Genomic DNA, 20,267 nt, shown 5'->3' with positions numbered 1-20,267 from the left:
TCCTATGACGCCGCCGCCCGAACGGTTCCCTGGCAGGAAGAAAACCGGCGGGCGCCTCGGCACGCTGGGACCATGAGCGCGATTCGAGCAACGAACCTGAGCAAGCGCTACGGCGGCACCACGGCCGTCGCGGACCTGTCGTTCGACGTCGAGCCGGGTCAGGTGACCGGCTTCCTCGGCCCCAACGGCGCCGGCAAGTCGACCACCATGCGCATGATCCTCGGCCTCGACCGCCCCTCCGGCGGGTCCGTGCTCGTGGCCGGGCGCCCCTACGCGGAGCTGCGGCACCCGCTGCGCAAGGTCGGCGCGCTGCTCGACGCCAAAGCCGTGCACGGCGGGCGCAGCGCCCGCAACCACCTGCTCGCCATCGCGCAGAGCAACGGCATCCCCGCCTCCCGCGTGGAGGAGGTGCTGGAGATCGTCGGGCTGCGCGAGGTGGCCAAGCGGCGGGTCGGCGGGTTCTCGCTCGGCATGGCGCAGCGGCTCGGCATCGCCGCGGCGCTGCTCGGCGACCCCGAGATCCTGCTGTTCGACGAGCCCGTCAACGGGCTCGACCCCGACGGGATCCTGTGGATCCGCACGTTCATGCGCAAGCTGGCCGCCGAAGGGCGCACGGTGTTCGTCTCCAGCCACCTGATGAGCGAGATGGCGCAGACCGCCGACCACCTGATCGTCATCGGCAAGGGACGGCTGATCGCCGACACGAGCGTGCAGGAGTTCATCGGCCGCAGCTCCCAGGGGTACGTACGGGTGCGCTCGCCCCGGCTGGCCGAGGTGGCCGAGCTGGTCAAGGTCGGCGAGCTGCACCCCGACCACCTGCGGGTGACCGCGATGAGCACCCTGGAGATCGGCACCCTGACCGCCAGGGCCGGCATCCCGCTGGAGGAGCTGACGTTCGTGCAGCCCTCGCTGGAGGCGGCCTACATGGAGCTGACGAAGGACAGTCTGGAGTTCTCGGCATGATCGACATCCTCCGGTCCGAATGGACCAAGATCCGCTCGGTGCGTTCCACGGTGTGGACGCTCGTGATCACCTTTGCGCTGATGGTCGGCCTCGGCGCGCTGCTCAGCGGCTCCGTGAAGAGCATGGCGGAAGGGCCGGTGCCCGCCGGGCAGGCCATCGCCTCCAGCCTGCTCGGCATCATGTTCGCCCAGCTCGCCATGGCCACGCTGGGCGTCCTGGTGATCTCCAGCGAGTACCGCACCGGCGGCATCCGCACCTCCCTGATGGCCGTGCCCCGGCGGATCAGCCTGCTCACCGGCAAGCTCGTCGTGTTCAGCGCGACCTCGCTGGTCGTCTGCGCGCTCGCCTGCGCCGTCGCCATGGGCGTCGGCCTGTCCATCACCCAGCCTCCGGGGCTTGAGGCCGGCGAGTTCCTGCGCGCCCTCGTCGGCGCCTCCCTCTACCTGACCGCCTGCGGCATCTTCGGGCTCGGCCTCGGCACGCTCATCCGGCACACGCCCGGCGCGATCGTGGCCGCCATCGCCCTCATGCTGGTGCTGCCGCAACTCGTGAACCAGCTGCCCGGCCAGTGGGGCAGGACCGTCGCCGACTACTTCACCACCAACGCGGGGATGCTGCTCGTCGCCGGGGAGGGCAACACTTCGCTGGGGCCGTGGAGCGGGTTCGGCGTCTACCTGGCCTGGATCGCCGCCGCCACCATCGCCGGCGCCCTCCTCCTGCACCGCCGCGACGCCTGACGCCCGCGACCGGGCGGGCGTGCGGGCGCAGGGCGGAGCGGCGCCGTGGCCGACGCGCGAGCGGTGCCGTGGCCGACGCGCGGGCGGCGCGACGCCGGAGCCCGCGTGCGGGTGGGCGGGTGGGCTGGTCACTCGGCGCGGAGGGCGATCACCGGGTCCAGGCGGCCCGCTCTTCGTGCCGGGGCCACGCCGAAGAAGACGCCGACCGCCGCCGACACCCCGAACGCCAGCACGATCGACCACCACGTGATCGACGCCGGCACCTCGGTCAGCGCCGCGATGGCCAGCGAGCCGCCCACCCCCAGCACGATCCCGACGAGACCACCGATCGTGGTCAGCAGCACCGCCTCGATGAGGAACTGGGCCAGGACGTCCCGCTGCCTGGCCCCCAGCGCCTTGCGCAGCCCGATCTCCCTGGTCCGCTCGCGCACGCTGACCAGCATGATGTTCGACACGCCCACGCCGCCGACCAGCAGCGAGATGCCCGCGATGGCCGCCAGCACCCCGGTCAGCATGCCGAGCACGCTGCCGACCGTCCCGAGCAGCGCGGTCTGCGTGACGGCCGAGAACTGCTCGCCCGGATACCGCTCCCGCAGCGCCGCCGTCACCTTGTCGGACAGCGGGTCGATCTCGTCCGGCCCGGACGCGCCCACCGCCATCCCGTTGATCCGCTCGATCCCCAGCAGCCGCTGCGCCGTCGTCACCGGGATGTGGATCTCCTGGTCCCGCGACAGCCCGAACGTCTGCCCCACCTCGGCGTACACCCCCACCACGCGGAAGCGCGCCCCCGCCACCGTCACCTGGCGCCCGATCGGGTCCAGCTCGCCGAACAGCCGGTCGGCCACCTCCGAGCCGAGCACCGCCACCCGGCGCCGCGTGTCCACGTCGGTCCCGCTCAGCGGGCGGCCCTTCGCGACGGGCCGTTCGAAGATGTTGACCAGGTTCTGGTCCGTGCCGATCACCGTCACGAACGCCTCGGTCCTGCCCACCCGCACGGTCTCGCCCGACTGCAGCGACACCGTCACCTTCGACGGGTCCCCCACCACCCGCCGCACGTAAGCCACGTCGGCCAGGCCCAGCTTGCTCTGCGTCGGCGCGGCCCCCAGGGTGATGCGGCCGGGGACGACGAGGATGATGTTCGTGCCGAGGCCGGAGATCTGCCTCTCGATCTCGTCCTTGGCGCCCGTGCCGATGGCCACCAGCACGACGACGGCGAGCACGCCGATGATCACGCCCAGCATGGTGAGCGCGCTGCGCAGCCGGTTGACCCGCAGCGCCTCCAGCGCCATCGCCAGCGCCTCACGCAGGCTCACACCCTCACCCCACCGCCGCTTGTGCCGCCTCGTGGGCCGTCGTCCCGCTCGATCAGGCCGTCCCGCATGTGGATCTGGCGCCTGGCGTGAGCGGCCACCTCGGCGTCGTGCGTGACCAGCACCACCGCCATGCCGCCTTCGGCGTTGAGCCGGTCGAGGATGGCCATCACCTCGGCCCCGCTGCCGCTGTCGAGGTTCCCGGTGGGCTCGTCGGCCAGCAGCACCTTGGGCTCGCCCACGAGCGCCCTGGCGATGGCCACACGCTGCTGCTCGCCGCCGGACATCTGCGCCGGACGATGGTGCAGCCGGTGCCCCAGCCCGACGGACTCCAGCGCCGCCCGCGCCCTGGCCCGCCGCTCGGCCCTGCCCAGCCCCCGGTAGACGAGCGGCAGCGCCACGTTGTCCAGCGCCGTCGTCCTGGACAGCAGGTGGAAGGACTGGAAGACGAACCCGATCGTCCTGTTGCGCAGCTCGGCCAGCTCCGCGTCCGGCAGGCGCGAGAGGTCCACGCCGTTGATCCTCAGCACCCCGGAGGACGGGCGGTCGAGGCAGCCGAGCAGGTGCATGAGCGTGGACTTGCCGGACCCCGACGGGCCCACGATCGCCGCGAACTCCCCCTCCCCGACCCGCAACGACACGCCCCGCAACGCCTCGACGGCCACCCCGTCGAGCTGGTAGCGCCGCGCCAGCTCGACCGCCTCGATGGCCGGAGCACCGCCGGAGGTCATGGAAGGGCCTGTCCTTCCCGTACGGAGTCCGCGCCCTTGACGACGATGCGCTCGCCCACGGACACCCCGTTCAGCACCTCCACCACCGCATCCCCCTGGGCCCCGAGCTTGACCACGCGCCGGTGCGCCCGGCCGCCGCTGACCGCCCAGACCACGCTCTCGCGCCCGCTGGAGACGATGGCCGAGGCGGGCGCGGCGACGGCCGACGGCGACTCGCGCACGGTCAGCCGGGCGACCGCGCTCATGCCCGGCTTGGGTGTCGGCGCCTTCGTGCGGTCGTCGAAGGCGCCCGGACCGAGCCTGAGGCTCACCGGGTAGCTGACGCCGCCGGTGGTGCCCTCCATGGGGGTGACGCCGATGCCGGTCACCACGGCCTCGTACGTGGCGCCCGGGACCGCGTCCAGCTCCACCTGCGCCTTGACGCCCTCGCGGACGAGCAGCACGTCCGTCTCGTCCACGTCGGCGGCCAGCGTGAGCACGGACACGTCGGTCACGGTGACGAGCGGGTCGCCGGCCGCGACCGGCACCCCGGCCGCCACCGGAGTGCTGCCCTGAGCCGACCCGCCGGACGGCACGGAGGGGAGCTGCCCGCCGCTCCCGCCGGGGAGCTGGCTGAGCAGGCTCTCGACGCCGCCCGGCAGGCCGCCGCCGCCCGACACCCGGCCGAGCGTGACGACGCCCGCGAACGGTGCCTTGACCGTCAGCGACCGCACCGTCCGCTCGGCCGCCTTGACCGCGGCCCTGGCCTGCGTCCTGGAGGCGGCCTGCAGCGAGGCCATCGAGCTGGACAGGCCGCTCGTGAGGCCGGACATGAGGCCGCCGATCGAGCGGTTGAGCTGGGCGGTGATCGAGGCCAGCGCCTTCGTCTGGGCCCGATACTGGGTGGCGGCCAGGTCGATCGCGCTCAGCAGCCGCTTGCGGGTCGGCCTGTCCTCGACCTTCCTGGCCTCCTTGCGGGCCTGGGCGAAGTGCCGGGCGACCTTGCGGTCGAAGGCGCTGGTGTCGAGCGTGGGCAGGCGCACGGCCGGAGCGCGGAAGCTCGCGGGGGCGGCCATCTCGGACGCCCGGCGCGCCTGCCGGAGCTGGTCCTCGGCCTGGGGCGAGCGGATCCTGGCCACGATCTGCCCCTTCCGGACGCGGTCACCGTCGCGGACGTAGAGCTTGGCGATCGTGCCCTGGGCGGGCGCGCGCAGGGTCGCGGAGGCACGCGCGCCGATGGTGGCCGGCGCCTCGACGACCTCGGTGACCGGCGCACGCCGCACCTCGGCGACCTGTACGGCCGCCGGTTGCTCGGAGGTGCAGCCGGTCAGGGCCATGAGGACGAGCAGCGGGGCGACCCCGCGACGGACCGTCACCCGACCCATCGTGAACGCCCGCCACTCCCATGCACAAGCGCCCGCTCGGGCAAATCCCTCGCCGGAACGGATCCGCCACGGAGACGGGCTCCGGCGCCGAGCGGGACCGGACGTGGGGACGGGCTCCGGCGCCAGGGCGGGCTCCGGCACCGTGACGCGCTCCGACGCCGGAACGTGCTTCAGTTCCCGGGGGTGCTCCAGTGCCGGGAGGGGTCCGGTGCCGTGACGTGCTTCGTGCGCCGGGGCGGGCTCCAGTGCCGCGTGGCCCGGCGCCGGTGTGACCAGGGCGACCGCGCCCCGGTCCGCCGTGACCACGCGGATGGTCAAGGATGCGCACGTAGCGGCGGCCGGCCACGTGCGGGGTCAGCGGGCGTTTTCCTGGAGGCCCTCAGCCACGTGCGGCGGGTGGCGGTGACGTCGGCTCTGCCGTAACAAATAAATCTTCACCCAGAGGCGAGCTGACGCCCGCGGTCGCGGGCGGCCTCGATGGCGGCGAGGAAGGCGGCGCGCACGCTGTGCCGTTCCAGCTCCGCGATGGCCGCGATCGTCGTGCCGCCCGGCGACGTGACCGCCTCGCGCAGGATCACCGGGTGCTCGCCCGAGTCGCGCAGCATCACCGCGGCCCCCACGATCGACTGGGTGACCATGTCGAGGGCGGCGGCGCGCGGCATGCCGAGCAGGATGCCCGCGTCGACCATGGCTTCCACCAGGTAGAAGAAGTAGGCGGGCCCGCTGCCGGACAGCGCCGTGGCGGCGTCCTGCTGCGACTCGGGGATGCGCAGCACCTTGCCGACCGGCCGCAGCAGCCCCTCGGTGAGCTTGAGGTGCTCCTCGCCCGCGTACGCCCCCGCCGAGATCACGCTCATGGCCTCGTCGAACCGGATCGGCGTGTTGGACATCACCCGCACCACGGGCACCTCGACCCCGAGCCGCTGCTCGACGAACGACGTGGTGATGCCGGCCGCCGCGGAGATGACCAGCCGCTCGGCGGGCACGTAGGGGGCGATCTCGGCGAGCAGGGTGCCCATGTCTTGCGGCTTGACGGCGAGGATGAGCGTGTCGGCGGCCTTGGCGGCCTCCGGGTTGGACACGACGCGCACGCCGTACGTCTCGCGCAGCGCCTCGGCCCGCTCGGCCCTGCGGGTGGTCGCCATGATGTCGCCCGGCTTGAACCCGGCGCGCAGCAGCCCGGACAGCAGAGCCTCGCCCATCTTGCCCGTGCCCAGAATCGCGATCATTTCGGCCCCTCGGAGGAAGTAGACGCTGACCTGGAGCCTATCGGCTACGCGCCACAGGGCCGTAGAAGGGGATCAGCGGCGCGATGCCAGCGAGCGGAGGAAGAAGGCGAGGTTGCGGGGGCGTTCGGCGAGGCGGCGCATGAGGTAGGCGTACCAGTCGGACCCGTAGGGGACGTAGACGCGCACCCGCGCCCCGAGCCCGGCCAGCCGCGCCTGTTCGTCGGGCCGCACCCCGTACAGCATCTGGTACTCGAACCCGCTCAGGTCGCGCCCGGCGAGGACGGCGAGCGCGGAGGCGATGCGCAGCAGGCGGGGGTCGTGCGTGGCGACCATCGGGTAGCCGGTGCCGGCCATGAGGATCTTGAGGCAGCGGACGAAGGACCGGTCGATGTCGGCGGGCCTGGTGTAGGCGCCGGGCGCGGTGTAGGCGCCCTTGCACAGCCGCACGCGGGCCCCGCCGAGCTTCTCGCAGCGGTCGAGCGAGTCGGGCAGGTACGCCTGCACGACCACGCCGACGTCGGGATGGTCGCGGCGCAGCGCGGCGTGGACGGCGTGCAGCCCGGGGACGGTGTCGTGCTCCTCGGCGTCGAGCGTGACGGTGACGCCCTTGCCGGCGGCGGCCGCGCAGATGGTGGCGGCGTTGGTGGTGGCGAGCCGCTGCGACTGCCGCAGGCCGAGGGCGGTGAGCTTGACGGACACGTCGGAGCCGGCGGGCAGCAGGTCGAGCAGCGCGACGTAGGAGGCGACGGCCGCTTCGGCCTGGGCGGGGTCGTTCACCTCTTCGCCGAGGTGGTCGACGCTGACGAGGAGCCCGTCGCGGGTGAGGTCGCCGACCACGGCCCCGATGTCGTCGGCGACGTAGCGCCTGACCACGTCGGCGGTCAGGGGCGAGGTGGTGACGAGCCGCTCGGCGCGCCGGCTCTTCGATAGGGCGAGCATGGCCTGTCGGAGCACGCGAACCACACTAGTCACCTGAACCGCCGGGCGCTGCGATCCGTCCTATGGGTATGCGGACTATGACAGCGACTCTCCTGGCCGGATGTCTGGCGCTCGCCACGGGTTGCGGCGCGGCTCAGCCGGCCGCCGAGCGGGCCTCCACCACCGTGGTCCCGCAGAAGCCCCCGGTGGTGTCGAACCCGGCCGCCACCGTCCCGCCGGCGAAGGATCCGGTGCAGGAGCCGAAGCCGGTCAAGCCGACGGGCGACGCCATCAACGTCCACAAGATCCGCTGGACCAAGGCGAAGGGCGTCTCGAAGGGCAAGAAGGTGCGGCTCACCTGGTGGTCGGGGGTGGAGCCGTGCACGGTCCTCGACCGGGTCAAGGTCAAGGAGACGGCCAGGAAGGTCACGATCACCCTGTACGAGGGCACGTCCCCCAAGGCGAAGAACGTGTCGTGCGTGATGATCGCGATCGAGAAGACGACGACGGTCAAGCTGAAGCGGGCCCTCGGCAAGCGCAAGATCGTGGACGGCGCCAAGCCCTGATCTGTCCACTTACGGACAACCCCAGTGACAAATGATCGATGGCGCGGGATACATCGATCAGAAACACCGTGGCGTGGGGGCGCCGGGGGTGATGTCACGCTCCAATGGGGGGACCCGTGAGAAGGCTCTTATCCTGCCTGGTTTCCGCTGCCCTGATCCTGACCGGCCTCGTCGTCCTCGCGCCCCAGGCGGTGGCCCTGCCCCAGCGCTTCCAGAAGCAGACCGTCTTCAGCGGCCTGACGAACCCGACGAACGTGGAGTTCGCGCCCGACGGCCGGGTGTTCGTGGCCGAGAAGGGCGGTTACATCAAGGTCTTCGACTCGCTCACGGACACCACCCCCACCGTCTTCGCGGACCTGCGCACGCGCGTGCACGACTACTGGGACCGCGGCCTGCTGGGCCTGGCGCTGCACCCGAACTTCCCGGCCGATCCGCGGGTCTACGTGCTCTATTCGTACGACGCGGAGCCCGGCGGCACCGCTCCCCGCTGGGGTCAGCCGAACGACGACTTCGACGACTGCCCCTCGCCTCCGGGCCCGACGGAGGACGGCTGCCGCGTCACGGGCCGCCTGTCGGTCCTGTCGGCGTCGGGCGCGGAGACTCCGCTGATCACCGACTGGTGCCAGCAGTATCCGAGCCATTCGATCGGCGACCTGCAGTTCGGCCGCGACGGCGCGCTGTACGCCTCGGCCGGTGACGGCGCCAGCTTCCAGTTCTCCGACTACGGGCAGGACAACCTGCCGGGCTCGGACGTGGTGCCGGACAACCCGTGCGGCGACCCGCCGGGCGCGGTGGGCACGGCGCTGAGCCCGCCCGCCGCCGAGGGCGGCGCGCTGCGGTCGCAGGATGTGCGGACGAACGGCGACCCGGCCGGCCTCGACGGCACGATTATCCGGATAAATCCGGACACGGGGGCTGCTGCTTCCGGCAACCCGAACGCCGGCAGCTCCGACCCCAACGTGGCCAGGATCATCGCCCACGGCCTGCGCAACCCGTTCCGCTTCACCCAGCGCCCCGGCACGGACGAGATCTGGTCCGGCGAGGTCGGCTGGGGCACCTACGAGGAGATCAACCGGATCCCCAACCCCACCGGCGGCGTCGCCAACTTCGGCTGGCCCTGCTACGAGGGCCCGGCCAGGGAGAACGGCTACGACGCCCTCAACCTGACCCTCTGCGAGAACCTCTACGCGGCCGGCGCCTCCGCGCACGCGCAGCCGTTCTACTCCTGGAACCACGGCCGGCGCCTCTACTCCGGCGACATGTGCACGCCCGGCGGCCAGTCGTCCTCCAGCGGGGTCGCCTTCTACCCGGGCGGCGCGTACCCGGACGCGTACGACGGCGCCCTGTTCTTCTCCGACTACAGCCGCAAGTGCGTCTGGGTGATGACGAAGGGCTCGAACGGGCTGCCGGACCCGGCGACGGTGGCCACGTTCGACACCGGGACCGGCGTGGTGGAGCTGGAGACGGGCCCGAACGGCGACCTGTTCGCGGTGGACTACGACCGCGGCACGATCGTCCGCTACCTGTTCAACAACGCGCCGCCCACGGCGGTCATCAGCGCCACGCCCACCTCCGGCAGCGCCCCGCTGACCGTGAACTTCTCGGGCACCGGCTCGACGGACGCCGACGGCGACCCGCTCACGTACGCGTGGGACCTCGACGGCGACGGCGAGCTCGACGACTCGGTGTCGGCGACGCCGTCGCGGACGTACCCGCAGGTCGGCTCATACGTGGTCACGCTGCGCGTCAAGGACGACAAGGGCGGCCAGGGGGACGCCACGGTCACCGTCAACGTGGGCAACACCGCGCCCACGGCGGCGATCACGGCGCCGACGGCCGCGACCACGTGGGCGGTCGGCGACACGATCGCCTTCTCGGGCACCGGCACCGACCCGGAGGAGGGCTCGATCCCCGGCTCCCGCATGACCTGGACGCTGATCATGCATCACTGTCCTGGCGCGTGCCACGAGCACGAGATCACCAGGTTCACCGGCGCGTCCGGCTCGTTCCAGGCGCCCGACCACGAGTACCCGTCACACCTGGAGCTGCGCCTGACCGTGACGGACCAGTACGGCCTGACCGACACCAAGAGCGTGCTGCTGCAGCCGAAGACGGTGAACCTCACGTTCCAGACGAGCCCGTCGGGTCTCCAGCTCGGCTTCAACCAGGAGCAGACGGTGACGCCGTTCACGAGGACGGTCATCGTCGGCTCCAGCAACTCGATCACGGCGCCGTCGCCGCAGGGTGAGCAGGCGTTCAAGTCCTGGTCGGACGGCGGCGCGGCGGCGCACAACGTGGTGGCGCCGGCCACGGCGGCGACGTACACGGCGACGTACGAGGCCGTGCAGGCACCGCCGGGCCTGGTGGCCGCCTACGGCATGAACGAGAACGCGGGCTCGGCGGTCGCGGACTCCTCCGGCTCGGGCAACACCGGCACCGCGGCGAACACCACCTGGTCGGCCTCCGGCAAGTACGGCCGCGCCCTGTCCTTCAACGGCACGTCGAGCTGGGTCACCGTGAACGACGCCCCCAGCCTGCGCCTGACCAACGGCATGACCCTGGAAGCCTGGGTGAATCCGGCCACGGTCAACAGCTGGCGCACGGTCATCCACAAGCAATACGGCAACGACCTGGCCTACGTCCTGGCCGCCGGCAACGACAACAACCGCCCCGCCGCCATCATCCACACCACCGGCGAGGTCGCCACCGGCGGCACCGCCTCACTCCCCCTCAACACCTGGAGCCACCTGGCCGCCACCTACGACGGCACCACCCTGCGCCTCTACGTCAACGGCGTCCTGGCCAGCCAGCGCGCCGCCGGAGGCCCCATCCGCACCGACAACGGCGTCCTGCGCATCGGCGGCAACAGCCTCTGGAGCGAATACTTCAGCGGCCTTATCGACGAGGTCCGCATCTACAACCGGGCGCTCAGCGCCGTCCAGATCCAGACCGACATGACCACCCCCGTCGGCGCGCAGCCCGAGCCCGACACGCAGGCGCCCACCGCGCCCGGCTCACCCGCCGCGACCGGTGGCCCCGGCAGCGCGCTGCTCACCTGGACCGCCTCCACCGACAACGTGGCCGTCGAGGGCTACACGGTGCACCGGTCCACCACGCCGGGCTTCACGCCGTCGGGCGCGAACCAGGTGGGCTCGGCGCAGGCCACCTCGTTCACGGACGCCGGGCTGGCCGCCGGGACGTACTACTACCGGATCCGCGCGTTCGACGCGGCCGGCAACGTGAGCCCGTCCTCGGCCGAGGTCTCGGCCACCGTCACCACGCCTCCGGCGAACCCGGGGCTGGTGGCGGCGTACGGGATGAACGAGAACGCGGGCTCGACGCTCGCCGACTCCTCCCCGTCGGGCAACACCGGCACCCTGGCCAACACCACGTGGACGGGCACGGGCAAGTACGGCCCCGCCCTCTCCTTCAACGGCACGTCGAGCTGGGTCACCGTCAACGACAGTGCCAGCCTGCGCCTGACCAACGGCATGACCCTCGAAGCGTGGGTCAACCCCGCCACCGTCAACAGCTGGCGCACGGTCATCCACAAGCAATACGGCAACGACCTCGCCTACGTCCTGGCCGCCGGCAACGACAACAACCGCCCCGCCGCCATCATCCACACCACCGGCGAGGTCGGCACCGGCGGCACCGCCTCCCTGCCCCTCAACACCTGGTCCCATCTGGCCGCCACCTACGACGGCACCACCCTGCGCCTCTACGTCAACGGCGTCCTGTCCAGCCAGCGGGCCGCCGGAGGCCCCATCCGCACCGACAACGGCGTCCTCCGGATCGGCGGCAACAGCCTCTGGAGCGAGTACTTCAGCGGCCTCATCGACGAGGTCCGCATCTACAACCGGGCGCTCAAGGCCACCGAGATCCAGACCGACATGACCACCCCGCTCTGAGCCATCTCCCATGCGGACCCCCGGTGACGCGCCCACCGTCCCGGGGGTCCGCCCCGCTTCACCTGCTGGGCGAGCAGGCCCGGGGACGGTCGGGCCGCGCGTCGGTCCAGCCGCTCTCGAAGGCGTCGTAGGTGAGGGCCGTGCCCTTGGCCAGCCCCGGCAGCGCCTGGTTCGTGGTCTGGACCTCGGCCAGCGTTGCGCCGGTGCCGGGGTCGATGACGTACGTGCTGGTCGTGGCCGCGATCACGGATCGGCCCTGGGCGTACCAGGCGATGTCCAGCCCGGCCTGGTCGCCGAAGCTCACCGACAGCCCCTTCCTGCCGAGCGGGTCGGTCACGGTGCCGCCGACCCGGGTGAGCGGGTGCGCGGCCAGCAGCCGCAGGACGGCGGCCCGCTGGCCGGGGCTCAAGGGCAGGCCGAGCAGCCGCGCCGCCTTCGTGGCCACGAACGTCTCAACGGGCTGTGACGGGTCGCTCTTGTGCTGGTCACGCAGGTAGGCGTCCAGGGCGCGGGGTTCGGCGGGGATCGCCTTAAGGTCGGCCAGGGTGACGTCCTCCAGGGGAGCCTGCGAGAGAGGGTTCTCCCGGTGGACGCCCCACAGATACACGCACCCGGGCCGGGTGGTGTCCGCCACCGGCAGCTCCTTGCACTCCGCCGTGGCCGAGCCGCTGGGGCACTCGGGCGTGATCCGCTTCGGCGCGCCCGCCGCGCGCCAGGCCCGCTCGTCCGCCCGGCCGTCGGGCCGGACGACCGGCGCCAGCCACCGGGTCAGCGCGGGGTCCTTGTCGTCGCGCGGGTACCAGTGGTCGGCTTCCGAGGTCACCCGCACCGTGTACGTGCCCGCGTACATGCGGCGCCCCGACTGGGTGGTCGTCCGCCAGTACGCGCCCTTCTCCTCGGGCCGCCGCTCGACCCGTGCGGCCAGGTCGAGCAGCGCCTGGCCGGGGTCGGCCGGGCGGACGGCCACCGGCGCCGGCGCCAGGTTCGCGACCAGCGCGAAGACCACCCCCACGACCCCCGTCGTGGCGACCGCCGCCCACAACGCCCACGGCCGGCCCCGGCGCGCGACTCGTGTCCCAACGGCCAGGCGGGCGCGGGCGCGCCGCACGACCTCCGGGGACGGCGGGCGCGCGTCGGGGAGCGCGCGGGCCAGCAGGTCCAGCTCATCCATCGAAGCCCTCCTTGAACGGATTGACGTCCCCCAGCGCCTTGCGCAGGTGCTTGCGCGCGCGGCTCAGCCGGGACGCGACGGTCCCGTACGGGATGCCGAGCGCCTGCGCCACCTCGGCGTGGCCGAGTCCGCCCAGCGCGATCAGCAGCACCACGTCCCGGTCGCGCTGCTTCAGCCCGGCCAGCGCCCCCGCGAGCGGCCCGGTGAAGCGGGCCGCGCTGACCCGGTCGAGCACCTCGTCCTCGTGCCCGCCGCCGCCGTCGCGCTCGGCCGCGCGGCTGATCGCCTTCCACCGCCTGATCTCGGTACGGCGGTGCCGGGCGATCAGGTTGGTGGCGATGCCGTAAAGCCAGGGCCGCACGGCCCCCACGGAGGGGTCGTAGCCGCCGCCGACGGCGATGACGAAGACGTCGGCGGCGAGGTCGTCGGCGACGTCCTCCGACAGCCGCCGCGCGATGTAGCGGTGGATCTCGGCGAAGTGCGCATCGAACAGATCGGGAGGAACCCCTAACCGTTCGGGTCCGTTACGCGTGTTGTGCACTGTCACGCCCGTTCTTGCCCGTTCGTCGGGAATGCTTTCACGCTCACAGGGGTTGAGTCGGGTAGGCTCAAGTCGTTTGACAAAGACGACACGCATCCATAGGTTGAGTCTGACCGACTCAACTTTGACTACAAGGACGTACTCATGGCACGTGCGGTAGGTATCGACCTTGGGACGACCAACTCCGTCGTCTCGATCCTCGAGGGCGGTGAGCCCACCGTCATCGCCAACGCGCAGGGCTCGCGGACCACGCCGTCCGTGGTCGCCTTCGCGAAGAACGGCGAGGTCCTCGTCGGCGAGGTCGCCAAGCGGCAGGCCGTCACCAACGTGGACCGCACGATCCGCTCGGTCAAGCGCGAGATGGGCACCAACTGGTCCCAGGAGATCGACGGGAAGAAGTTCTCGCCCCAGCAGATCAGCGCCTTCGTCCTGCAGAAGCTCAAGCAGGACGCCGAGGCCTACCTGGGCGAGAAGATCACCGACGCGGTGATCACCGTCCCGGCCTACTTCAACGACGCCCAGCGGCAGGCCACCAAGGAGGCCGGCACGATCGCGGGCCTCAACGTGCTCCGCATCATCAACGAGCCGACCGCCGCGGCCCTCGCCTACGGGCTCGACAAGGAGCAGGACCAGACGATCCTGGTCTTCGACCTCGGTGGCGGCACCTTCGACGTGTCGCTGCTCGACGTCGGCCAAGAGGACGGCCACGGCTTCGTCGAGGTCAAGGCCACCTCCGGTGACAACCACCTCGGCGGCGACGACTGGGACCAGCGCATCGTCGACGAGCTGGTCAAGCGCTTCCAGAACGCGCACGGCGTCGACCTGGCCAAGGACAAGATGGCGCTCCAGCGTCTGCGCGAGGCGGCGGAGAAGGCCAAGATCGAGCTGTCCAGCCAGTCCGAGACCAACATCAACCTGCCCTACATCACGGCGTCGTCCGAGGGCCCGCTGCACCTCGACGAGAAGCTGACGCGCTCGGAGTTCCAGCGCCTGACGGCCGACCTGCTCGAGCGGACCAAGGGGCCGTTCCACCAGGTCATCAAGGACGCCGGCATCAAGGTCTCCGACATCGCGCACGTGGTGCTCGTCGGCGGCTCGACCCGCATGCCCGCCGTGACCGAGCTCGTCCGCGAGCTGACCGGCGGCAAGGAGCCCAACAAGGGCGTCAACCCCGACGAGGTCGTGGCCATCGGCGCCGCGCTCCAGGCCGGCGTGCTCAAGGGTGAGGTCAAGGACGTCCTGCTGCTCGACGTGACCCCGCTGTCGCTGGGCATCGAGACCAAGGGCGGCATCTTCACCAAGATCATCGAGCGCAACACGACGATCCCGACCAAGCGCTCCGAGGTCTTCACCACGGCCGAGGACAACCAGCCGTCGGTGCAGATCCAGGTCTACCAGGGCGAGCGCGAGATCGCCTCCTACAACAAGAAGCTGGCCACCTTCGAGCTGACCGGCATCGCGCCGGCGCCGCGCGGCATCCCGCAGATCGAGGTCACCTTCGACATCGACGCCAACGGCATCGTCAACGTCTCCGCCAAGGACCTGGGCACCGGCAAGGAGCAGACGATGACGATCACCGGCGGCTCCGCGCTGCCGAAGGACGACATCGAGCGCATGATGCGCGAGGCCGAGTCGTACGCCGAGGAGGACAAGAAGCGCCGCGAGGAGGCCGAGGTCCGCAACAACGCGGACGGTCTGGCCTACCAGACGGAGAAGTTCCTGCGCGAGAACGACGACAAGGTCCCCGGCGAGATCAAGACCGAGGTCAACGACGCCCTGGCCGAGCTGAAGAAGGCTCTGGAGGGCACCGACACCGACGTCATCCGCACCTCGGCGGAGAAGCTCGCCACGGTCAGCCAGAAGATGGGCTCGGCCATCTACGCCGCCAGCCAGGGCCAGCAGGCCGGCCCCGAGGGCGCCCCGCAGGACGCCTCCGCCGGTCAGGGCCAGAAGGCCGATGACGACGTGGTCGAGGCCGAGATCGTCGACGACGACCAGCCGAAGAAGGACCAGTGATGCCGCCGCGTGACAACGGGCACGAGGAGCCGGTGATCCGCGACAACCGCAAGATCGACCCGGAGACGGGCCAGGTCAGGGAGTCCGCTCCCGCCGACGGCCAGGAGGGCGCCGAGCAGGCGCCCGCCCCGGCGGCGGGCGGCAACGGCGAGCTGGAGGCCCAGCTCGCCGAGCGCACCGCGGACCTCCAGCGCCTCCAGGCCGAATACGTCAACTACCGCAGGCGCGTCGAGCGCGACCGCGCGGCCGTGCGCGAGCAGGCCGTCGCGGGGGCTCTGACGGAGCTGCTGCCCGTGCTCGACGACATCGGCAGGGCGCGCGACCACGGCGAGCTGACCGGAGGCTTCGCGAAGGTGGCGGAGTCGCTGGAGTCGGCGCTCACCAAGCTGGGGCTCAGCTCCTTCGGGCAGAAGGGCGAGCCGTTCGACCCGACCGTCCACGAGGCGCTGATGCACAGCTATTCGCCGGACGTGAGCGAGCCGACGGCCGTCGAAGTGTTGCAGCCTGGATACCGGATGGGTGACAGGGTGCTGCGCCCGGCGCGGGTGGCCGTCGCCGAGCCCGAGGACGCCCCTGCCGCGTCCGATGACGACGAAAACTGAGCAAATAGGACGAAGGGCCGTAGATGAGCACCAAGGACTACCTGGAAAAGGACTACTACGCCGTCCTTGGTGTGCCCAAGACCGCCACCGCTGACGAGATCAAGAAGGCCTACCGGAAGCTGGCCAGGCAGTACCACCCCGACACCAACCAGGGCGACGCGACCAAGGAGACCAAGTTCAAGGAGGTCTCCGAGGCGTACGACGTGCTGTCCGACACCAAGCGGCGCAAGGAGTACGACGACGCGCGCACGCTGTTCGGGTCCGGGGTGGGCGGCCAGCGGCCCGGCGGTGGCGGTTTCCCGTTCGACTTCGGTGACCTGTTCGGCGGCACCAGCCAGCAGACCGGTCACGGCGGGAGCGCGGGAGAGCGGCTCGGCGACCTGTTCGGCGGGCTGTTCAACCGCGGTGGCGGGGCCACCCGCACCACCAGCACCACCCGCCCCAGGCGTGGCCAGGACATCGAGTCCGAGGTGACGCTGACGTTCACCGAAGCCGTCGAGGGCACCACCGTGTCACTCAGGCTGACCAGCTCCGCCGCCTGCACCGCGTGCAGCGGCACCGGCGCCAAGGCGGGCACGACCCCCAGGGTCTGCCCCACCTGCGAGGGCACCGGCGCGGCCAGCCGCAACCTCGGCAACTTCGCCTTCTCCGAGCCCTGCCGCGACTGCAAGGGCCGCGGGCTGATCGTGGACGATCCCTGCCCCGTGTGCGAGGGCAGCGGCCGCGCCAAGAGCACCCGCACCATCCAGGCGCGCATCCCCGCGGGGGTGGCCGACGGCCAGAAGGTCAGGCTCAAGGGCAAGGGAGCGCCGGGCGAGAACGGCGGCCCGGCGGGCGACCTCTACATCCTCACCCACGTCAAGCCGCACGCCGTGTTCGGCCGGTCGGGTGACAACCTCACGATCACGGTTCCCGTGACGTTCACGGAGGCCGCACTGGGGGCCGAGATCAAGGTGCCGATCCTCAAGGGCATGCCGGTCACGCTGCGCATTCCCGCCGGCACCCCCAACGGGCGCACGTTCCGCGTGCGCGGCAGGGGCGTTACGAGGAAAGACGGCACCAAGGGCGACCTGCTCGCGAGCGTCGAGGTGGTCGTCCCGAAGACGCTCGACGACAAGTCGCGTGAGCTGCTCAACGAGTTCAACACCGCCCACGCGAGCGAGGACCCGCGCGCAGAGCTCATTCAGCGAGCCAGAAGCGAGTAAGCCGATGGACGCCAACTACTTCGACCTGTCAGACGACACCCCTGTCTATGTGATCTCGGTGGCCGCGCAGCTCTCGGGGCTCCACCCGCAGACGCTGCGCCAGTACGACCGGCTCGGCCTGGTCAGTCCTGGCCGCACGGCGGGGCGCGGCCGCCTCTACTCCACAAGAGACATCATCCAGCTCCGCGAGGTGCAACGGCTCTCCCAAGAAGAGGGCATCAACCTCGCGGGGATCAAGCGGATTCTCGAGCTCGAGAACGAAGCTCTGCGGCTGCGTGAGGAGGTTCACCGCCTGCGCGCCGAGATGCGCATGGTCAGAGCCTTGATCCGCTACGAGCTGCCACCGGGGGCCTAAGACCATGGACTACAAGCTCACCCAGAAGAGCCAGGAAGCGCTCTCGGGTGCCATGCGGCGCGCCGCCGCCGAGGGCAACCCGGAGATCTCCCCGGCTCACCTGCTGACCACGCTGCTCTCGCAGACGGGCGGCACCGCCGTGCCGCTGCTCGAGGCCGTCGGCGCCGACTGGCGCACGCTGCGGGCCCGCACGGAGGAGCAGCTGGCGGCGCTGCCGAAGGCGCAGGGCGCGACGGTGGGGGCGCCGTCGAGCTCCCGCCAGCTCCTGACCGTGCTCAACACCGCGGCCCAGCACGCCAACCGCCTCGAAGACCTCTACGTCTCGACCGAGCATCTGCTGGTCGGCCTGGCGGCCGACGGCGGGCAGTCGGCCGAGCTGCTCAAGTCGCAGGGGGCCACGCCGCAGGCGCTGCTCGACGCGTTCGAGAAGGTACGCGGCAACGCCCGCGTCACCAGCGAGACGCCCGAGGACACCTACCAGGCGCTGGAGAAGTACGGCGTCGACCTGACCGAGCGGGCCCGCGGCGGCAAGCTCGACCCGGTGATCGGCCGCGACACCGAGATCCGCCGCGTCGTCCAGGTGCTCAGCCGCCGCACCAAGAACAACCCGGTGCTCATCGGCGAGCCCGGCGTCGGCAAGACCGCCGTCGTCGAGGGCCTGGCCCAGCGCATCGTGGCCGGCGACGTGCCCGAGTCGCTGCGCAACAAGCGGCTCATCTCGCTCGACCTGGGCGCGATGGTGGCCGGCGCGAAGTACCGCGGCGAGTTCGAGGAGCGGCTCAAGGCCGTGCTCTCCGAGATCAAGGAGAGCAACGGGCAGATCGTGACGTTCATCGACGAGCTGCACACCGTCGTCGGCGCGGGGGCCGCCGAGGGCGCGATGGACGCCGGCAACATGCTCAAGCCCATGCTGGCCCGCGGCGAGCTGCGTATGATCGGCGCCACCACGCTCGACGAGTACCGCGAGCGCATCGAGAAGGACCCGGCGCTGGAGCGCCGCTTCCAGCAGGTCTACGTGGGTGAGCCCACCGTCGAGGACACCATCGCGATCCTGCGCGGGCTGAAGGGCCGCTACGAGGCCCACCACCAGGTGCAGATCGCCGACAGCGCGCTGGTCGCCGCCGCCGCGCTGTCCGACCGCTACATCACCAACCGCTTCCTGCCCGACAAGGCCATCGACCTGGTCGACGAGGCCGCCTCGCGGCTGCGCATGGAGATCGACTCCCGTCCCGTGGAGATCGACCAGCTCCAGCGCAGCGTCGACCGCATGAAGATGGAGGAGCTGGCCCTGTCGAAGGAGACCGACGAGGCCAGCGTCCAGCGGCTCGAACGGCTCCGCCAGGAGCTGGCCGACCGGCAGGAGGAGCTCAACGCCCTCGTCGGCCGCTGGGAGCACGAGAAGGCCGGGCTCAACAAGGTCGGTGAGCTGAAGAAGCAGCTCGACGAGGCGCGCAGCGCCGCCGAGCGGGCCCAGCGCGACGGCGACTTCGAGGCCGCCTCGCGGCTCATGTACGCCGAGGTGCCCCGGCTGGAGCAGGCGCTGAAGGCCGCCTCCGAGGCCGCGCCGCCCGACAACGCCATGGTCAAGGAGGAGGTCGGCGCCGACGACATCGCCGAGGTGATCTCGTCCTGGACCGGCATCCCCGCCGGGCGGCTGCTGGAGGCCGAGACGGCCAAGCTGCTGCGCATGGAGGAGGAGCTGGGCAAGCGCCTCATCGGGCAGCGGCAGGCCGTGCAGGCCGTCTCCGACGCCGTACGCCGCAGCCGCGCCGGCATCGCCGACCCCGACCGCCCGACCGGCTCGTTCCTGTTCCTCGGCCCGACCGGCGTGGGCAAGACCGAGCTGGCCAAGGCGCTGGCGGAGTTCCTGTTCGACGACGAGCGGGCGATGACCCGCATCGACATGAGCGAGTACTCCGAGAAGCACAGCGTGGCCAGGCTGGTCGGCGCGCCTCCCGGGTACGTCGGCTACGAGGAGGGCGGCCAGCTCACCGAGGCCGTCCGGCGCCGCCCGTACACGGTGGTGCTGCTCGACGAGGTCGAGAAGGCGCACCCCGAGGTGTTCGACATCCTGCTGCAGGTGCTCGACGACGGCCGGCTGACCGACGGCCAGGGCCGCACGGTCGACTTCCGCAACACGATCCTGATCCTGACCTCCAACATCGGCTCGCAGTTCCTCGTCGATCCGGCGCTGGAGAACGGCGCCAAGCGCGAGGCGGTCATGGGGGCGGTGCGCGGCTCGTTCAAGCCGGAGTTCCTCAACCGGCTCGACGACGTGATCCTCTTCGACGCGCTCGGCTCCGAGGACCTGGCGCAGATCGTGGATCTGCAGGTCGAGCGCCTGGCGCAGCGCCTGGCCGACCGCAGGCTGACGCTGGAGGTCACGCCGGCGGCCCGAGAGTGGCTGTCGCTGACGGGCTACGACCCGCTGTACGGCGCCCGCCCGCTGCGCCGCCTGGTCCAGTCCGCCATCGGCGACAAGCTGGCCAAGGCGGTCCTGTCCGGCGAGGTCGCCGACGGCGACAAGGTGCTGGTCGAGCTGGGCGACGACGAGCTGCTCATCCAGCGAGCGGCATAAGGGCGCGTCCTAGAGAGCCCGGGGATCCAGGCGATCCCCGGGCTCCGGCGTGTCATGGCCCGGGTCCAGG

The 20,267-nt window shown here is 71.5% G+C and carries 15 protein-coding genes and 1 pseudogene; 9 read left to right on the top strand and 7 right to left on the bottom strand.

From position 1 onward, the window contains the following. The first annotated feature begins 72 nt into the window (after nt 1-72). On the top strand, nt 73-963 hold the full coding sequence (locus KIS93_RS34765; RefSeq protein ID WP_080043680.1) for an ABC transporter ATP-binding protein: 891 nt from the start codon (nt 73-75) through the stop codon (nt 961-963). Further along, on the top strand, nt 960-1,700 hold the full coding sequence (locus KIS93_RS34760) for an ABC transporter permease (RefSeq protein WP_080043681.1): 741 nt from the start codon (nt 960-962) through the stop codon (nt 1,698-1,700). Before KIS93_RS34765 ends, KIS93_RS34760 begins: the two co-directional genes overlap by 4 nt. A 128-nt stretch (nt 1,701-1,828) precedes the next feature. Here the strand turns inward: KIS93_RS34760 and KIS93_RS34755 are convergent, their stop codons facing one another. The 5 genes from KIS93_RS34755 to KIS93_RS34735 form a co-directional block, all read right to left on the bottom strand. Then, entirely contained in the window at nt 1,829-3,013 is a 1,185-nt protein-coding gene (locus KIS93_RS34755; RefSeq protein ID WP_080043682.1) for an ABC transporter permease, read from the bottom strand. Beyond that, nucleotides 3,010-3,741, bottom strand: coding sequence for an ABC transporter ATP-binding protein (locus KIS93_RS34750; protein ID WP_080043683.1), 732 nt, complete (start codon nt 3,739-3,741; stop codon nt 3,010-3,012). Before KIS93_RS34750 ends, KIS93_RS34755 begins: the two co-directional genes overlap by 4 nt. Then, the gene (locus KIS93_RS34745) at nt 3,738-5,096 is read right to left on the bottom strand and encodes an efflux RND transporter periplasmic adaptor subunit (RefSeq protein ID WP_186404579.1); all 1,359 of its coding nucleotides are present in this window, start codon (nt 5,094-5,096) and stop codon (nt 3,738-3,740) included. The genes KIS93_RS34750 and KIS93_RS34745 overlap by 4 nt, the downstream gene beginning before the upstream one ends. A 443-nt stretch (nt 5,097-5,539) precedes the next feature. After that, the gene (proC, locus tag KIS93_RS34740; RefSeq protein WP_080043685.1) at nt 5,540-6,334 is read right to left on the bottom strand and encodes a pyrroline-5-carboxylate reductase; all 795 of its coding nucleotides are present in this window, start codon (nt 6,332-6,334) and stop codon (nt 5,540-5,542) included. A 72-nt stretch (nt 6,335-6,406) separates the two neighbouring features. Further along, the gene (locus tag KIS93_RS34735; RefSeq protein WP_080047337.1) at nt 6,407-7,288 is read right to left on the bottom strand and encodes a proline dehydrogenase family protein; all 882 of its coding nucleotides are present in this window, start codon (nt 7,286-7,288) and stop codon (nt 6,407-6,409) included. A 62-nt stretch (nt 7,289-7,350) separates the two neighbouring features. Here KIS93_RS34735 and KIS93_RS34730 point away from each other — a divergent pair, with 62 nt between their 5' ends. Both KIS93_RS34730 and KIS93_RS34725 read left to right on the top strand, forming a co-directional pair. After that, on the top strand, nt 7,351-7,818 hold the full coding sequence (locus KIS93_RS34730) for a hypothetical protein (protein ID WP_155128716.1): 468 nt from the start codon (nt 7,351-7,353) through the stop codon (nt 7,816-7,818). Nucleotides 7,819-7,934: 116 nt separating this feature from the next. Further along, nucleotides 7,935-11,729, top strand: a complete 3,795-nt coding sequence (locus KIS93_RS34725) for a LamG-like jellyroll fold domain-containing protein (RefSeq protein WP_222107687.1) — start codon at nt 7,935-7,937, stop codon at nt 11,727-11,729. A 58-nt stretch (nt 11,730-11,787) separates the two neighbouring features. Here the strand turns inward: KIS93_RS34725 and KIS93_RS34720 are convergent, their stop codons facing one another. Next, nucleotides 11,788-12,900, bottom strand: a complete 1,113-nt coding sequence (locus KIS93_RS34720) for a hypothetical protein (protein ID WP_080043687.1) — start codon at nt 12,898-12,900, stop codon at nt 11,788-11,790. Further along, on the bottom strand, nt 12,893-13,447 hold the full coding sequence (locus KIS93_RS34715) for an RNA polymerase sigma factor (RefSeq protein WP_230465653.1): 555 nt from the start codon (nt 13,445-13,447) through the stop codon (nt 12,893-12,895). The genes KIS93_RS34720 and KIS93_RS34715 overlap by 8 nt, the downstream gene beginning before the upstream one ends. Nucleotides 13,448-13,585: 138 nt before the next feature. On the opposite strand from KIS93_RS34715, the gene dnaK reads away from it, so the two are divergent. From dnaK to clpB, 5 genes and pseudogenes are all read left to right on the top strand, one after another. Further along, nucleotides 13,586-15,457 (top strand): molecular chaperone DnaK, encoded by a 1,872-nt coding sequence (dnaK, locus tag KIS93_RS34710; protein ID WP_080043689.1) that lies wholly within the window; start codon nt 13,586-13,588, stop codon nt 15,455-15,457. Next, on the top strand, nt 15,457-16,059 hold the full coding sequence (gene grpE, locus KIS93_RS34705; protein ID WP_080043690.1) for a nucleotide exchange factor GrpE: 603 nt from the start codon (nt 15,457-15,459) through the stop codon (nt 16,057-16,059). The genes dnaK and grpE overlap by 1 nt, the downstream gene beginning before the upstream one ends. Before the next feature lie 23 nt (nt 16,060-16,082). Further along, complete coding sequence (gene dnaJ, locus KIS93_RS34700) at nt 16,083-17,264, top strand: molecular chaperone DnaJ (RefSeq protein ID WP_080043691.1); 1,182 nt, start codon at nt 16,083-16,085, stop codon at nt 17,262-17,264. A gap of 4 nt (nt 17,265-17,268) precedes the next feature. Continuing rightward, nucleotides 17,269-17,592: pseudogene (locus tag KIS93_RS34695) on the top strand (heat shock protein transcriptional repressor HspR); the annotation flags it as partial. A gap of 31 nt (nt 17,593-17,623) precedes the next feature. Further along, a complete protein-coding gene (clpB, locus tag KIS93_RS34690) occupies nt 17,624-20,197 on the top strand; it encodes an ATP-dependent chaperone ClpB (RefSeq protein ID WP_080043692.1) in 2,574 nt (857 codons plus the stop codon). Nucleotides 20,198-20,267: the final 70 nt, after the last annotated feature.

Source organism: [Actinomadura] parvosata subsp. kistnae, from assembly GCF_900323885.1.
GTDB lineage: Bacteria > Actinomycetota > Actinomycetes > Streptosporangiales > Streptosporangiaceae > Nonomuraea > Nonomuraea composti.
Note: the sequence above shows the minus strand (reverse complement) of the source record. Positions and strands in the feature narration are given on the sequence as shown.

Coding starts and splice junctions, on each gene's coding strand:
- KIS93_RS34750 (WP_080043683.1), bottom strand. CDS start 3,741: ATGACCTCCGGCGGTGCTCCGGCCATCGAGGCGGTCGAGCTGGCGCGG.
- grpE (WP_080043690.1), top strand. CDS start 15,457: ATGCCGCCGCGTGACAACGGGCACGAGGAGCCGGTGATCCGCGACAAC.
- KIS93_RS34720 (WP_080043687.1), bottom strand. CDS start 12,900: ATGGATGAGCTGGACCTGCTGGCCCGCGCGCTCCCCGACGCGCGCCCG.
- clpB (WP_080043692.1), top strand. CDS start 17,624: ATGGACTACAAGCTCACCCAGAAGAGCCAGGAAGCGCTCTCGGGTGCC.
- KIS93_RS34760 (WP_080043681.1), top strand. CDS start 960: ATGATCGACATCCTCCGGTCCGAATGGACCAAGATCCGCTCGGTGCGT.
- KIS93_RS34730 (WP_155128716.1), top strand. CDS start 7,351: ATGACAGCGACTCTCCTGGCCGGATGTCTGGCGCTCGCCACGGGTTGC.
- dnaK (WP_080043689.1), top strand. CDS start 13,586: ATGGCACGTGCGGTAGGTATCGACCTTGGGACGACCAACTCCGTCGTC.
- KIS93_RS34765 (WP_080043680.1), top strand. CDS start 73: ATGAGCGCGATTCGAGCAACGAACCTGAGCAAGCGCTACGGCGGCACC.
- proC (WP_080043685.1), bottom strand. CDS start 6,334: ATGATCGCGATTCTGGGCACGGGCAAGATGGGCGAGGCTCTGCTGTCC.
- dnaJ (WP_080043691.1), top strand. CDS start 16,083: ATGAGCACCAAGGACTACCTGGAAAAGGACTACTACGCCGTCCTTGGT.